We start from the raw sequence: 13,969 nt of genomic DNA, 5'->3' as shown, positions 1-13,969 counted from the left end.
CACGGAAGAAAAACTGCGCAAGCGCGTGGAATTCGACTTCGAATACATCAAGACCTGGTCGTTCCTCCGCGACCTGAAAATCCTCGCCATGACCGTCCCTTCCGCCTTGTTTCCGCCCCAGGACAATGTGTGAGACCGCGGATCCATGAAGGGCCTTTTGATGACCGATGCTTCATGAGCCTTGCCTGTCAAAGCTGCAATATAAAGGTTTCTTTGTTGAATCCGCACCGTTTCGTTCCGACGTAAAAATTGCCGATTCGATGCAACAAGCGCCTGCGCCCATCGCACCACGCATGTCGCACCGTCTCGCTACCGGCAACAGACAGGAGTTCATGGATGACCAAATTCCTTCGCCTCACTTTCATCCTCGCAACGCTGCTCGGCATCGCGCCGATGCTCGCCGCCTGCCACACCACGGCCGGCTTCGGTCAGGATGTGTCGCAGGGTGGCCATGCCTTGACCAACAGCGCCAACGCCAACGCGCCAAATTCTCCGCACCCTTAAGCAAGCGGACGTTTCCCTCGGAAACTCCACACAGCATGTAACTATGTTACGCCAGCCACAGGAGATGATTGATGAACAAAGACCGTATCGAAGGCTCCGCCAAACAGGCCAAAGGCGCCGTCAAAAACGCCGCCGGCAAACTCACCGGCGACACCAAGCTGCAGTCCGAGGGAACGGCCGACAAAATCGAAGGAAAAGTGCAGAACGCTGTCGGCGGCTTGAAAGACAAGCTGAAAGAAAAATGAACTAACGAGAAGAAAGCAGCCGCTTTTTGAAAAAAGCGGCGCAAAAACTTTTGTTATGCTGGGCCCGAGGCGTTGAACCGGCACGGGCCCATAGTAAACAAAGTTTTTTTGCTACTTTTTGTTCACAAAAAGTAGCGCTTCCTTCCTTGCGCCAAGCGCAGAAAAAATTTGACAGACTCACGTCGCCCAAGGCTAGGGTTTTGCTCCTGAAACAGGGCGGACCAGGATGCCAAGCGACGTGGACGACCAGCCCCGGCTGATGATCTTGCTCGAAGCATGGTTGCGTTGTGCTTTGGCGTTCCTGCCGGTGTTGCTGCTCGTGGCCTGTGCTGGCTCGGGCGGATATGGCGGCCAGGCTCTTTATGCGCCCACGCATTACTATCCGCCGCCCGGGCCGCCAGACGATCCTTGGGGCCCCTATATCAACGAGGCGGCGGCGCGCTACGGCATTCCAGCGCAATGGATCCGCGCCGTGATGCAGCAGGAATCAGGCGGTGAGGAACAGGCGGTCTCGCCAGTCGGCGCGATGGGGCTGATGCAGCTGATGCCGGAGACCTATCAGATGCTGGAGGCGAGCGAAGGTTTGGGAACCGACCCGTTCGCTCCGCGCGACAACATCATGGCCGGCACCGCCTATATCAAACAGATGTACGACCGGTACGGCGCGCCGGGCTTTTTGGCCGCCTATAATGCCGGGCCGGAGGATCTCGACGCCTATCTCGCCGGCGCGCAGCCCTTGCCGGCGGAGACGGTGAATTATCTCGCCGACGTCACACCGAACCTCGGCACGCAAATCGCTTTCTCCGGCCCGCTGGCGAATTATGCCGCGGCGAATGCGGGGCCTGCCGGGCCGCCGAGCGAGGTGGATTTCGCCACCGGCTGCGACGTGAACGCGGCCTATGATCCTGAACATCCCTGCAGTGCGGCGACGCCGGCGCCAGGCGCCGGGCCCGTGGTGCTCGCCGTGAACGATATCGGCGCCGCGGCCGGCAGCTGCAACGCGAACGCCGCTTATGATCCGGATGCGCCTTGCACCGCCGGCCCTGCGGGGCAGACCGGCACGTGCAACCTGAATGCGGCTTACGATCCCTCAAGCCCCTGTGTGCCGGGACCGGCGCCACTGCCTGTCCCAGCGGCAACACAAATGGCCAGCGCCAGCGAAGCGGCATGCGACCCCGATGCGGCTTATGATCCGGGCCATCCTTGCCTCCCCGCCTCCGGCGGCGGCGCGGGTTCGCGAGGGCCCCCGCACCAACCTCGGATACCATCCGCCGTGGCAGCCGAATCAGCGCTCTACCAACCGGCAACAATACAAGCGCGCGCACCGGTGCTTACCGCGGCCATGGCGGTTGCCCCAGCGCATCCGGTCCGCACGGAGACACGCACGGAGACCACGGAGACATGGGCGATTCAGGTCGGCGCGTTTTCCACGCCGGGCCTGGCGCGGACCGTGGCCGAGGGCGCGCGGGCGCAATTGCCGGCCGAACTGCAGGCGACCGACATTGCCTTGCCCGCGACCACGCCATTCGGCGGGCTGGTGCTGTATCGGGCCCGGCTGGTGCATCTGTCCGCCGGTGAGGCACTCGCGGCATGTTCGGCGTTAAGCCGCCGGCAGCTGCCTTGCGTGGTGCTGCGCGGCTCCGCCTCCTAGCTGCCCCCCAGCCGCACGGGATCGTCGCGCGCCGGCGATCGATCCACACCCGCGCCATCACACGTGGATTGGAAAAAACACAACTCCACGCTGTTGCGATCATTTATTTTTGGGCTGGCATAGATAACGCCAGTGCCGTTTAGGTATGGCATTGAGAGATCGGCATTTTTCCGATCGTTGCATTTTCGGCGTATTCTCCCTGTTCCGTCAAGGGCGCGAAGCGCCGGCGAAGCCGGGTAAACCCCTTGACGGAACAGGGAAAATACGCAGACGCTCGGGATCGGAACAATGGCAGAAAGTATGCTTATCTATGCCAGTCCCTTTATTTTTTCTTGTCGCGACCGCTGGCAATTGGTGTTAAGCCTGCGCTGATCACTTGTCTTCTTGTTGAAGCTCCCTGCTTTCCGGACCGAGGAGGACTTGCCGTGATCGAAGCATTTTCGGTTGGTCGCGTGAACGGCAGACGGTTTTTCCTGGGGCGGGCTGCCGCTTTGGGTGCAATGGCGGCATTGCCGATGCCCGCCGCCCTGGCCGACACCACAATCCGCCTCCCGTTGCCCGGCGGCCCTGATACAAGGCAGCTCACCACCGAATTTCCCGAGAAGGGCGCGTTGGTTTTGCAGCGCGCGCGGCCACCGCTGCTGGAGACCCGTTTTGCCGTGTTCGACCAGGGCGTGCTGACACCGAACGATCAATTCTATGTGCGCTGGCACTTGCCGGTTATTCCGCCACAAGTCGATGTAACAACGTTCCGGCTGGTCGTGGACGGCCATGTGGCGCGGCCTTTGTCGCTGTCTCTCGCCGATCTTCTGACATTGCCGCGTCACGAGATCGTCGCCGTCAACCAATGCTCGGGAAATTCGCGCGGCCTCTTCCAACCCCGCGTGCCGGGCGGACAATGGGGAAACGGGGCCATGGGCAATGCGCGCTGGACAGGGTTTCGCCTGCGCGACCTGCTCGACCGCGCCGGCGTGCAATCGGGTGCCGTCCAGGTGCGCTTCAACGGCCTGGAGAGACCGGTGCTTCCCGCCACCCCCGAATTCAAGAAATCACTGTCCATCGACCATGCGCGTGACGGCGAGGTGATGGTCGCCTATCTCATGAACGGCACGCAAATGCCCCTGCTGAACGGATTTCCGCTGCGCCTGGTCGTGCCCGGCTGGTACTCCACTTACTGGACGAAAATGTTGTCGCACATTGAGGTGCTGGATCAGCCCGACGATAATTTCTGGATGAAAACCGCTTATCGCATACCCGACACGCCTGGCGCCGCTGTTTCGCCGACTGAAACGGGCTACAAAACCGTCCCCATCAACCGCATGAATCCACGCGCCTTCATCACCAATTTGCAGACCGGGGACATTGTGCAAGCCGGCGCAACCGTGCCCGTGCGCGGGATCGCCTTCGGCGGCGATTGCGGCGTCGCCGGCGTCAGCCTCTCGACCGATGGCGGCACCACCTGGCATGCCACCCAGCTTGGCCCCGATTCCGGAAAATACAGTTTCCGCCGCTGGCAAAGCAGCGTCACCGCGCCATCTTCCGGCGTACTCACGCTTAGCGTCCGCTGCACGAACACCAACCACGTCCCGCAGTCCTGGACACCGATCTGGAATCCGGGCGGCTATATGCGCAACGTCATCGAGACGACCACGCTGAACATCGCCTGATCGCGGCGCCCCCGCCGCGATCCGTTTCACGAGGTTTGCAAATGGCCCGCTTGAACAGAATTTTGCTTCCCGGCGCCCTGCTGGCATCGTGCCTGGCGCTCATCGCGGGCGGCTTCGCCGCGCGCGCTGCCGACCCGGCGCCGGCCAGCGTGACCGCCGCCGGCATCACCCTCACCTCGCAAAGCGCGACCTATCCGGCAGGCGCCGATCTGTTCCCCGGCGGCGCCGCGGCGCAGGCGACAAACGCCAATTGCCTTACGTGCCACTCGGCGGACATGATCCTCAATCAGCCGAACCTGACGAGAGCTGCTTGGCAGGGCGAAGTGATGAAAATGATCAAACTCTATGGAGCACCGATCGGCACGGCCGATGTTCCGGCGATCGTCGATTATCTGGTACAGACCAAGGGAAAACCCTGAGTACAGGGCCGATGCAGGGCCCGCTATGGAGGTTACGCATGACCTTTCGACCGAAATCGCTTGCCGGTTTGCTTTGGCTCGGCGTGTTCCTGATGTCGGGCGCCGGCCAGGCGCTGGCGGCTGGAGACGCGGCCAAAGGCCAGCAGGTCTTCCAGAGCCAGTGCGCCGCGTGCCACTCCACCAGCCCCGGCGTCACGCTGTTCGGGCCGAGCCTCGCAAGTGTTTACGGCAAGCCCGCGGCGCGCATGAAAGGCTATGCTTATTCACCGGCGCTCACCAATGCGCACCTGACCTGGACGGCGGATACGCTCAACAAATTCCTCACATCGCCGCAGAGCGACGTGCCCGGCACCAAAATGCCCTTCGCCGGCCTCTCGGACCCGACCCAACGCGCCGACGTGATCGCCTATCTGGCGCAATTGGCCGGCCCTCAGAAATAGGCACCGCATAGCCGCGCCAGCGCCTGACCCATAGCGCGCGGTGCGGAGCATTCGTGATCAGCGCCGGTGCCGATCCCCCGGGATTCAGCGCCGGCGGCATGGCGACATCGCGCCGCACATGATGCGTCCGGACCGTAACGGGACGAGATCTTCAGCCTCCGGACGCGTCAGGGAAAGAATTCAACGCCACTGTAGATCGCGGTGGGATGACCAATGGTTGCCGGGCTCGGCCGCATGAGCGGCACGGCGGCGCTGTGAGCCTGGGCGGCAAACGGTGCCAGGGCAATGGCCAAAGCCAGGGCCAGAAGAACTTTGCAAGTGAGCGACATGGACGAAGCCTTTAGCTTATGGAGGCGAGAAGCAGGAGAGGATGCCGCAGCAAAAATCTTCACAAAACGTATCATCGCATTGCTCCTCGCCTTGGGACGGCATGAGAACGGCGACCGCCAGTCGATCGCGGCGACGTCCTTCGACAAACCCGGACTATATGCCGGCGGAGCGTTGCGTCTTGTAAAAAGCGATGCCAGAGCAATCGGTTTTTTGCCTCGTCTCACCCTGGATGCGCGGGGTGCCGACAAAAAAGCGCGATGGCGACAATCCCCCTATCGTTCGCCGGCTCAAAAAGGCAGAATAGACGAAACATGAGGCCATGGCCGGCGGCGAGACCGGTCAAGCAACATCTGTTTCATGCCGCAAAAAGACGTGCCGGTACCCGAAAGCGCATCTGGCGCTCCGGAGCAGAAGCTCCTTTTGTCGAGCCTGCCGCCCAGCGCGGCGCAAAAACGGCTCGCCCTCGCCGTCGTCTTTTTTCTGGTCGCCGCCTTTTTCATTACGGTGGGCCCCCTTTCTCTCCTGCAACCGCCGCGGGTCACTGACTTTGTTCCCGCCTATGCCGCCGCGATATTCGGCAACAACCTGATCACGGCGGTTTTGCTGTTTGCGCAATTCTCGATCCTGAGAACCTGGGCCGTTCTCGTCATATCCAGCGGCTATTTTTTCACGGCGCTGATCGTCATTCCCTGGATGTTGACCTTTCCCGGCGCGTTTGCCCCCGAAGGGCTGCTCGACGCCGGGCTGCGCAGCTCGACATGGCTCTACATGCTGTGGCATTCGGGCTTTTCGCTGTTCGTGATCGTGTATGCACTCATGAAGCATGCCGGCACGGCCAAGCAGACCTGGACGACCTCACATTACCCCGTCGTAATCTCCAGCGTCGCGGTCATCGCTTTGGTGGGCCTCGCGACTTTTCTCGTGACCGCGAACGCGATGTCGCTCCCGGCACTGACGCACAATATCGATGAGCTCGCCCCGGACTGGAAATATGCCGCCGGATTCACGGTGCTCATGAGCGTGATCGCCATCGTGACCCTCTGGATCCGACAGCCATCCGTCCTCGATCTGTGGTTGATGGTGGTGATGTGCTCGTACGTGATCGAGGTCCTGCTGATCAGGTTTCCCGTACCGGGCCGCTTTACCGTCGGCTGGTATGCCGGCCGGGTTTTCGGGCTCTTGTCCGGCAGCCTCGTCCTGATTGTTCTGCTCTATGAGATCACGACGCTTTACAGCCGGCTGCTCCATGCCGTCCTCACACAGCGCCGCGAACACGAGGCGCGGCTGATGACCGGGAATGCCGTCGCCGCCATGATCGCGCACGAGGTCAAGCAGCCCTTGGCCGGCATGGTCATGAGCGCCTCGGCCGGCCTCCGATGGCTCGACCGTGCGGCGCCCGATCTCGGCGAAGCCAAGGCCGCGCTCAAGAGAGTCACGGCCGATGGGCATCGCGCGGGCGCGGTCATCGACAGCATTCGGTCGCTTTTCAAGGGAGAGGTCAAAAGCCGAACACCGTGCGATATGAATCGGCTGATCGAGGATGCGCTTTTTTTCCTGCATGGCGATCTGCAGAAACACCGCATCACCGTCGACGCCCCATCCAATGCGCGGCTGCCCGCGGTGACCGGGGAGGCCATCCAATTGCGCCAGGTGCTTTTGAACCTGATGACAAATGCCATCGATTCGATGGCGACCAGCGCGGGCCCTCGTATCCTGGCCGTGCACACCGCGCTGCAGGATGGCGAGGTTCTGGTCTCCGTTGCGGATACCGGGGCAGGCATCGCACCGAAAGACATAGAGGGCATGTTCAACCCTCTGTTCACGACGAAACCAATGGGCATGGGGATGGGCTTGTCGATCTGCCGCTCGATCCTTGACAGCCACGATAGCCGCTTGTGGGTTGCCCCGAACATTCCTCACGGGGCGGTGTTCCAGTTTGTCCTTCAGCCCGACGCCGCCTCAGCCGCCGGCACACCGATTACCACCGAGCCGGCGTGAGCAACAATCTCCCGCCGGCGTTGCCAAGTCAGCATTTTGTCTCCTCGGCATGAGAATAAAGCCTCTTGTTAAAAATGTAGCCTAAGCTACATATGGTGCAAATGCCGCGGGGACTCATGAGCGACTATCTCGATCTGACGAAACCATCACTCACGGAGCAAACCACGCGGGGCATTCGCGAGGTGCTGGCGGGACGGCGGGGCGGATTGGGCTCGGCCCTGCTGTTTGCCGGCCCCGCGGTGATCGTCTCCATCGCCTACATGGACCCGGGCAATTACGCCACCAACATCCAGGCCGGCGCGGCGTTCGGCTACAACCTGCTCTGGGTGGTCGTACTGGCGAGCCTGATCGGCATGCTGTTCCAGGCGCTGTCGGCCAAGCTCGGCATCGTGACCGGGAAGAATCTCGCCGAGATGTGCCGCGCGCAATTTCCGCTGCCGGTCGTCTATGCGATGTGGGCGGCCAGTGAGATTTCCGCCATGGCGACCGACCTCGCGGAGTTCCTTGGCGGCGCGATCGGGCTGTCGCTGCTGTTCAAGCTGCCGCTGCTCGGCGGCATGGTGGTGGCGGCGCTGGTCACCTATGGCATTCTGCTGTTCGACCGCCGCGGCTTCCGCCCGATCGAACTCATCATCGGCGCCCTCGTCAGCGTCGTCGGCCTGTGCTTTCTCATTGAGATGTTCATCGCCCCCGTCGCCTGGGGCCAGGCCGGGCTGCACAGCGTCGTGCCCTCACTGCCGAATGCCCAAGCCCTGACCATTGCCGTCGGCATGATCGGCGCCACCATCATGCCGCATGCCGTATATCTGCATTCGGGGCTCGCCCAGGCGCGCGTGCCCGGCCGGGACATCACGGAGCGCCGGGCCTTGCTGCGCTTCTCGAACCGGGAATGCATCATCGCCCTCGGCGCCGCCGGCGCGGTCAACATGGCGATGGTGATCATGGCCTCCGCCGCCTTCCATGCCGGCCATCCCGATGTCGCGGAAATCGAGACCGCCTATCATACGCTGACACCGCTGCTCGGCGCCGGGGCGGCGGCGGTGTTCCTCGTCTCGCTGATGGCCTCGGGCATTTCCAGCGCCGCCGTCGGCACCATGGCGGGGCAGATGATCATGCAGGGCTTTGTCGGCTTCCGCATCCCCCTCGCGGTGCGGCGCCTGGTGACCATGCTGCCGGCTTTCGTGGTCGTCGGCCTCGGCGTCAATGCCACCTCCGCGCTGATCGTCAGCCAGGTGGTCCTGTCTTTCGCCTTGCCGCTGCCGATGATCGCGCTGGTGCTGTTCACCCGCCGGCGCGACCTGATGGGCGAGTTCGCCAACAGTCGCCTGCTCGGTGCGTTGGCGGTCTCCGGCACCGCGGTGATCCTCGCGCTGAACACCGTGCTGTTGCTGCAGACTTTCGGTGTGCCGGTCCCCTTCCTTTCCGCCGGCTAGAGCCGGATGATTTTAGATCGAATCGCGTAGCGATCCGCTCTAAAATCTGAATCCGTCTCTAGATATAAGGCCGAGCGCCGCGAACCTGAGCTCACACCAGCTTTTGTGCCGCTTTTTTAAGAAAGCGGCTGCTTCCTCGCGTCATGCCATCTAAAAAAACGTCCCCCTGCCCTCCAAATTTCGTTCTATAATGATCGATCTTGATAAGGCTTCTCGCGGCGCAAGCGATCGCTGGAGCGGAAAGGACGAGTGATGCACCATGACGTGCTGATCGTCGGGGCCGGGCCCACCGGATTGGTGCTGGCGCTATGGCTGGTGAAACAGGGCGTCCGTCCCCGTATCATCGACAGGAATGCCGGCCCCGCCACCACCTCTCACTCTCTTTCCGTGCAAGCCCGCACACTGGAACTCTACCGACAACTGAATCTCGCCGACGCTGTGGTCGCCCGCGGCCACAAGGTGCCGGCGGTCAATTTCTGGGTCAAAGGCGCCCCGGAGGCGCGCCTGCTTTTCGAAAAGATTGGCGGCGAAGAAACCCCCTACCCGTTTCTGCTGATCTTTCCGCAGGCCGAGCACGAGCGGCTGCTGCTCGAATGGCTGGAACAAGCCGGCGTTACCGTGGAGCGGCAGCACGAATTGCTCGGTTTTACCGACCATGGCAGCCATATAACGGCGCATATCCAAAGCCCAAACGGCGAGGAATTTTATACGACCCGGTTCATCGCCGGTTGCGACGGCGCCAAATCCACCGTGCGCGAGAGCCTGGGCATCGGCTTTGCCGGCCGCAATTATGAGCGGCTTTACTACGCCGCGGACATCACGGGCAGCGGCCCGGCCTTCGATGGCGAACTGCATATCGACCTCGACGAAGCGGATTTTCTCGCACTCTTTCCCTTGCCCACCCCAGGCCGGGCCCGGCTGCTCGGAACGCTGCGCGACGAACGGGCGGCCCGCGCGGAGACGCTGACATTCGCCGATGTCAGCGCCCGCCCGATCCGGCATTTTCAGTTGCAAAATACCGTGGAGACCTGGTTCTCGACCTTTGTCGTAAATCAGCGGGTCTGCGCCCAGATGCGCAAGGGGGCGGCGTTCCTGCTCGGCGACGCGGCCCATATCCACACCCCGGCCGGGGGCCAGGGCATGAATACCGGCATCGGCGACGCCATCAACCTGGCGTGGAAACTCGCTGCGGTGCTGCACGGCCAGGCCCCGGCCAGCTTGCTGGACAGCTATGAGGGCGAGCGCATCCGGTTCGCACGGCGCCTGGTGGCGACGACCGACCGGGGATTCCGCTTCGCCACCACCCCCGGCATGTTCGCCGACCTGCTGCGCACCCGGCTGATGCCGCCTTTGCTGGCACGCATGACGCGTTTCGAGGCGATGTGCAGCTATCTGTTCCGCACCGTGTCACAGATCAATGTGAACTACCGCGGCAGCCCCCTAAGCCGGGGCATGGCCGTGGAGGTACATAGCGGCGACCGGCTTCCCTGGGTACAAATGGAGGACGGGCTGGATAACCTGACCAGCCTGTGCGCCCTGAACTGGCAAGTCCATGTCTACGGCAAGGCCGAGGCGGACCTCACCGCCTGGTGCCTGGCCCGCGAGATTCCGCTGCATCTGTTCCCCTGGCGGGAAGCCTATGAGACGGCCGGACTGGAGCGCGACGCAGTGTATCTGCTGCGCCCCGACGGCTATGTTGGGGTGGCGGACCCATCCGGCTCGGTGATGGTGCTGGAGGATTACTGCGCCGACCTCGGCCTCGATTTCTGCAAAAAAGCGTCCCCCCAGGCGGCACAGCCGCGCGCGGAGTGAGAAAGAAAAGGAAGCACTACTTTTTGTGAACAAAAAGTAGCAAAAAAACTTTGTTATGCTGGGCCATGGGCTGTGTCGGCGACAACGCCCATGGCCCAGCATAAACAAAAGTTTTTGCGCCGCTTTTTTCAAAAAGCGGCCACTTTCTTGATCTTCCGCGCGCCTGTTGCTCTATGACCGCCATGGTTCAGAAAATTTTCCCCAGCCCGGCGGCGGCTCTGCAAGATGTGCTGTTCGACGGCATGACCATCATGTCCGGCGGGTTCGGCTATGCCGGCAACCCGGAAAGCCTGATCGCGGAGATTTTCCGCGCCGGCACCAAAGACCTCACAATCATCTCCAACAATTGCGGCAACGAGAATTTCGGCCTTTGGTTTCTGCTCACGCAACGGCAGATCCGCAAAGCCATCTGCTCCTATCTCGGCGTGAACCGGTTGTTCCAGGCGCAATGCCTGGCCGGCGACGTGGAGCTGGAACTGACGCCGCAAGGCACGATGGCCGAACGCATCCGCGCCGGCGGCGCCGGCATTCCGGCCTTCTATACCCGCACCGGGGCCGGCACTTTGGTGGCGCAAGGCAAGCCCGTGGAAGAATTCGAGGGACAGCTTTACATCCGCGAGACCTGGCTACGGGCGGACCTGTCGATCGTGAAAGCCTGGCGCGGCGATCCGGCGGGCAATCTCGTCTTCCGCAAGACCGCGCGCAATTTCAACCCGGAAATGGCCACGGCAGGGAAAATCACCATCGCCGAGGTGGAAGAAATCGTCGAAGCCGGAGCGCTCGACCCGGACCAGATCCATACGCCCGGCATCTATGTAGACCGGCTGGTGCAAAGCACGATCAATGAAAAACGCATCGGCGAACTGACCACACGGCCGCGCCAGGCGTAAAAAGGAAGCAAGCAGCCAGGCTGTATCGCCACAACGCCCATGCCCTCCGGGGCTATTCCAACGGTGCTACGCACTGCCGGAACCTTCAGCCCCTCCGCCCAGCATAAATCAAAGTTTTTTTGCTACTTTTTGTTCACAAAAAGTAGCGCTTGCTTTCTCATTCTTCTTCACAAATACCCCGTCCCGGCCTCGCGGGCGAAGCGTTCCGGGTCGCCCTCCCAGATGATGCGCGCATGTTCCAGCACATAGACGCGGTCGGCATGGGGCAACGCGAAGGTCACGTTCTGCTCGGCGAGCAGCACGGTAATCGGCGTGGTGTTGCGCAGCAATTCCAGCGCCCGCGAAATCTGTTCCAGGATCACCGGGGCGAGGCCCAGCGTCGGCTCGTCCAGCAGCAGGAATTTCGGCCGCATCATCAGCGCGCGAGCGATTGCCAGCATTTGCTGCTCGCCGCCCGAGAGGGTCTTGGCCGCCTGCTCCTGCCGGCGGCGCAGGATCGGGAACAGTTCGAACAGCCAGTCAAGCTGATTGGCGCTCTCCTCCGGCGGCAGATGCCAGCCGCCGAGATCGAGATTTTCCCGCACGCTCATATCGCCGAAGAGCTGCCGCGTTTCGGCGCATTGCACGATGCCGGCGCGGGCGATGGAGGCGGCGCTGCGCCCACTTAAGGATTCTCCGCCCCATTTGATGGCGCCGGAATAAGGCACAAGGCCGGAAATGGCGTTGAACAAGGTGGTTTTGCCGGCGCCGTTCAGGCCGACCACGGAGACGAATTCCCCCTCCTTCACGTGCAGCGACACTTTGTCCAGCGCCTGCGCCTTGCCGTAGAGCACGCTGACATCGGCGACCTCCAGCAGCGGCGGCCCGGCTTTCTGGCTGATCTGCGGCCGCGCGGCGGTTTCGATGGCGCCGCCGAGATAGACCCGGCGCACCGTTTCGTTGCGCATCACCTCTTCGGCCGTGCCCTCGGCGACATATTCGCCCAGATACATGGCCAGCACGCGGTCCGCCATGGCCGCGACGCTCTTCACATTATGGTCGACGAGCAGCACCGCCCTGCCATCATCGCGAAACCCCTCGATCAAGGCCGAGAAGCTTTTGACCTCATGGGACGTGAGGCCGGCAAAGGGCTCATCCACCAGCACGAGCCTGGGGTTGCGGGCGATCGCTTTCGCCAGCTCCATGCGGCGCAAATCCGCGAAGGGCAGCGTCGAGGGATAGCGGTCGAGCACGCGGTCCAGCTCCACACGGGCGGCGATTTCGCGCGCCTTGCGGTCCACCGCGCGGTCATGCATCAGCCGCAGCAGGGAATCCGGCAGCAGGCCGAGCTTGATGTTCTCCAACACCGTCTGCCGGTGCAGCGGGCGGGAATGCTGGAACACGATGCCCACCCCCGCCCGCGCCACGCGATGCGAAGGCCAGCCGGCGACCTCCGTGCCTTCAAGCCGGATCGACCCGGCATTGGGCTTGATGATGCCCATGATCAGCTTCATCACAGTCGATTTACCCGAGCCGTTCGGGCCGATCAGGCCGAGAATTTCCCCCGGCATGATGCGAAAGCCGAGATCCTTCACCGCCACCAGGCCGCCGAAACGCTTGGTCAGCCCGCTCACATTCAGGCAGGCCTCGTTGATCACCACGTCACGCATCAAACACTCCTCGCGCGGTGCAAAAGACCGAGAAACCCGTCGGGGAAAAACAAGATCACCGCAAGCGCGACGGCCGCGACGACGAAATTGTTCAACTGCCCCAGAGGCCGCAGCAACTCGTTAGCGAGGATGATGAACACCGCACCGAGAATGCCGCCGAGAATGGTACGACGCCCGCCCAGCACGGCCATGATGATGATCTGCACGCCGATGGAAATATCGATGACCGTGTCCACCGAAACAGCGCCCATATAGAACACCAGCATGCCCCCGGTGAGGCCGGAGAACAACGCGCTGATGCAGAAGGCGGCGAATTTGTGCTTGGTGGTGTTGAAGCCGAGCGCGGCCGCCTCGGTCGCATCCTGGCCGCTCGCCTGCAAGATCAGCCCCAGCGCCGAGCGCGACAGGCCGTAAAGAATCAAGGCGCAAACGACGAGGAAGCCAAGTGCGTATTCGTAGTTTACGCCGGCGCTGATGGAAAGCACGCTCGGCACGGTCATGCCGATTTCTCCGCCGGTGAGGCCGGCGAAAATGACGATGAAATTCTGCAGCAACAGCACCGCGACCAAAGTGACAAGACCAAAATACGGCCCGGTGAGCCGCAGTGCCGGCAAGGCCAGCAGTGCCCCGCCCGCGACCGCCAGCAGCGCGCCGAATATCAGGCACACCAGGACCGGCAGGCCCGCCATGCTGTTGAGCATCGCCGCACCATAGGCGCCCAGCCCGATCAGCGCCGTGGGACCGAAATTCACTTCCCCCGCGAAGCCGAACAGCAGGTCCCAGCTCATCGCGAACACGCCGAAATAATAAGCAAGCGTGAGCACCCCGAGAAAATAGGCGGAAAGCCATAGCGGCGCGACCGAAGCGAACGCCACCAGAATCACGGCAAACCAGAAAGGCGGATGTTTTAGAAAATTCATTCTCTTCCCCT

The 13,969-nt window shown here is 62.4% G+C and carries 15 protein-coding genes; 12 read left to right on the top strand and 3 right to left on the bottom strand.

The window, feature by feature from the left end:
• The first annotated feature begins 13 nt into the window (after positions 1-13).
• The 7 genes from VNC39_RS17455 to VNC39_RS10685 all read left to right on the top strand — a co-directional run bounded on the left by VNC39_RS17455 (position 14) and on the right by VNC39_RS10685 (position 4,926).
• Positions 14-133 (top strand): sugar transferase, encoded by a 120-nt coding sequence (locus VNC39_RS17455; RefSeq protein WP_408840569.1) that lies wholly within the window; start codon positions 14-16, stop codon positions 131-133.
• A 203-nt stretch (positions 134-336) separates the two neighbouring features.
• Positions 337-504 carry an entericidin A/B family lipoprotein gene (locus VNC39_RS10710; RefSeq protein ID WP_325399001.1) on the top strand — a complete coding sequence of 56 codons (168 nt, stop codon included), beginning with the start codon at positions 337-339 and terminating at the stop codon, positions 502-504.
• A gap of 71 nt (positions 505-575) precedes the next feature.
• A complete protein-coding gene (locus tag VNC39_RS10705; protein ID WP_325399003.1) occupies positions 576-749 on the top strand; it encodes a CsbD family protein in 174 nt (57 codons plus the stop codon).
• Between the two features lie 238 nt (positions 750-987).
• Positions 988-2,400, top strand: a complete 1,413-nt coding sequence (locus VNC39_RS10700) for a transglycosylase SLT domain-containing protein (RefSeq protein WP_325398999.1) — start codon at positions 988-990, stop codon at positions 2,398-2,400.
• Positions 2,401-2,825: 425 nt separating this feature from the next.
• Positions 2,826-4,067 (top strand): molybdopterin-dependent oxidoreductase, encoded by a 1,242-nt coding sequence (locus VNC39_RS10695; RefSeq protein ID WP_325398997.1) that lies wholly within the window; start codon positions 2,826-2,828, stop codon positions 4,065-4,067.
• Positions 4,068-4,108: 41 nt separating this feature from the next.
• Positions 4,109-4,486: a sulfite--cytochrome C oxidoreductase subunit B gene (locus VNC39_RS10690; protein ID WP_325398995.1), complete on the top strand. Its 378-nt coding sequence runs from the start codon at positions 4,109-4,111 to the stop codon at positions 4,484-4,486.
• A 38-nt stretch (positions 4,487-4,524) separates the two neighbouring features.
• Complete coding sequence (locus VNC39_RS10685) at positions 4,525-4,926, top strand: c-type cytochrome (RefSeq protein ID WP_325398993.1); 402 nt, start codon at positions 4,525-4,527, stop codon at positions 4,924-4,926.
• Positions 4,927-5,093: 167 nt separating this feature from the next.
• Here the strand turns inward: VNC39_RS10685 and VNC39_RS10680 are convergent, their stop codons facing one another.
• Positions 5,094-5,255 (bottom strand): hypothetical protein, encoded by a 162-nt coding sequence (locus tag VNC39_RS10680; protein WP_325398991.1) that lies wholly within the window; start codon positions 5,253-5,255, stop codon positions 5,094-5,096.
• Here VNC39_RS10680 and VNC39_RS10675 point away from each other — a divergent pair.
• From VNC39_RS10675 to VNC39_RS10655, 5 genes are all read left to right on the top strand, one after another.
• Positions 5,254-5,571 (top strand): hypothetical protein, encoded by a 318-nt coding sequence (locus VNC39_RS10675; RefSeq protein WP_325398989.1) that lies wholly within the window; start codon positions 5,254-5,256, stop codon positions 5,569-5,571. The genes VNC39_RS10680 and VNC39_RS10675 overlap by 2 nt on opposite strands.
• A gap of 42 nt (positions 5,572-5,613) precedes the next feature.
• Positions 5,614-7,254, top strand: coding sequence for an MASE4 domain-containing protein (locus VNC39_RS10670; RefSeq protein WP_325398987.1), 1,641 nt, complete (start codon positions 5,614-5,616; stop codon positions 7,252-7,254).
• A 116-nt stretch (positions 7,255-7,370) separates the two neighbouring features.
• Positions 7,371-8,687: an Nramp family divalent metal transporter gene (locus tag VNC39_RS10665; protein ID WP_325398985.1), complete on the top strand. Its 1,317-nt coding sequence runs from the start codon at positions 7,371-7,373 to the stop codon at positions 8,685-8,687.
• 252 nt (positions 8,688-8,939) lie between these two features.
• Positions 8,940-10,499, top strand: a complete 1,560-nt coding sequence (locus VNC39_RS10660) for an FAD-dependent monooxygenase (RefSeq protein ID WP_325398983.1) — start codon at positions 8,940-8,942, stop codon at positions 10,497-10,499.
• A 182-nt stretch (positions 10,500-10,681) separates the two neighbouring features.
• On the top strand, positions 10,682-11,389 hold the full coding sequence (locus tag VNC39_RS10655; protein ID WP_325398981.1) for a CoA transferase subunit A: 708 nt from the start codon (positions 10,682-10,684) through the stop codon (positions 11,387-11,389).
• 167 nt (positions 11,390-11,556) lie between these two features.
• On the opposite strand, the gene VNC39_RS10650 is transcribed toward VNC39_RS10655, so the two are convergent.
• Positions 11,557-13,038 carry an ATP-binding cassette domain-containing protein gene (locus VNC39_RS10650; RefSeq protein WP_325398979.1) on the bottom strand — a complete coding sequence of 494 codons (1,482 nt, stop codon included), beginning with the start codon at positions 13,036-13,038 and terminating at the stop codon, positions 11,557-11,559.
• Positions 13,038-13,958: a branched-chain amino acid ABC transporter permease gene (locus VNC39_RS10645; RefSeq protein ID WP_325398977.1), complete on the bottom strand. Its 921-nt coding sequence runs from the start codon at positions 13,956-13,958 to the stop codon at positions 13,038-13,040. The genes VNC39_RS10650 and VNC39_RS10645 overlap by 1 nt, the downstream gene beginning before the upstream one ends.
• Positions 13,959-13,969 lie beyond the last annotated feature (11 nt).

It is taken from the genome of Acidocella sp. (assembly GCF_035535915.1).
Taxonomy (GTDB): Bacteria; Pseudomonadota; Alphaproteobacteria; order Acetobacterales; family Acetobacteraceae; genus Acidocella.
This window is presented reverse-complemented; position numbering and strand designations above follow the sequence as displayed.

Excerpts from the sequence above, each read along its gene's own strand:
- VNC39_RS10710 (WP_325399001.1), top strand. The coding sequence starts at position 337 with ATGACCAAATTCCTTCGCCTCACTTTCATCCTCGCAACGCTGCTCGGC.
- VNC39_RS10705 (WP_325399003.1), top strand. The coding sequence starts at position 576 with ATGAACAAAGACCGTATCGAAGGCTCCGCCAAACAGGCCAAAGGCGCC.
- VNC39_RS10690 (WP_325398995.1), top strand. The coding sequence starts at position 4,109 with ATGGCCCGCTTGAACAGAATTTTGCTTCCCGGCGCCCTGCTGGCATCG.
- VNC39_RS10685 (WP_325398993.1), top strand. The coding sequence starts at position 4,525 with ATGACCTTTCGACCGAAATCGCTTGCCGGTTTGCTTTGGCTCGGCGTG.
- VNC39_RS10675 (WP_325398989.1), top strand. The coding sequence starts at position 5,254 with ATGGACGAAGCCTTTAGCTTATGGAGGCGAGAAGCAGGAGAGGATGCC.
- VNC39_RS10680 (WP_325398991.1), bottom strand. The coding sequence starts at position 5,255 with ATGTCGCTCACTTGCAAAGTTCTTCTGGCCCTGGCTTTGGCCATTGCC.
- VNC39_RS10670 (WP_325398987.1), top strand. The coding sequence starts at position 5,614 with ATGCCGCAAAAAGACGTGCCGGTACCCGAAAGCGCATCTGGCGCTCCG.
- VNC39_RS10665 (WP_325398985.1), top strand. The coding sequence starts at position 7,371 with ATGAGCGACTATCTCGATCTGACGAAACCATCACTCACGGAGCAAACC.
- VNC39_RS10660 (WP_325398983.1), top strand. The coding sequence starts at position 8,940 with ATGCACCATGACGTGCTGATCGTCGGGGCCGGGCCCACCGGATTGGTG.
- VNC39_RS10655 (WP_325398981.1), top strand. The coding sequence starts at position 10,682 with ATGGTTCAGAAAATTTTCCCCAGCCCGGCGGCGGCTCTGCAAGATGTG.
- VNC39_RS10650 (WP_325398979.1), bottom strand. The coding sequence starts at position 13,038 with ATGCGTGACGTGGTGATCAACGAGGCCTGCCTGAATGTGAGCGGGCTG.
- VNC39_RS10645 (WP_325398977.1), bottom strand. The coding sequence starts at position 13,958 with ATGAATTTTCTAAAACATCCGCCTTTCTGGTTTGCCGTGATTCTGGTG.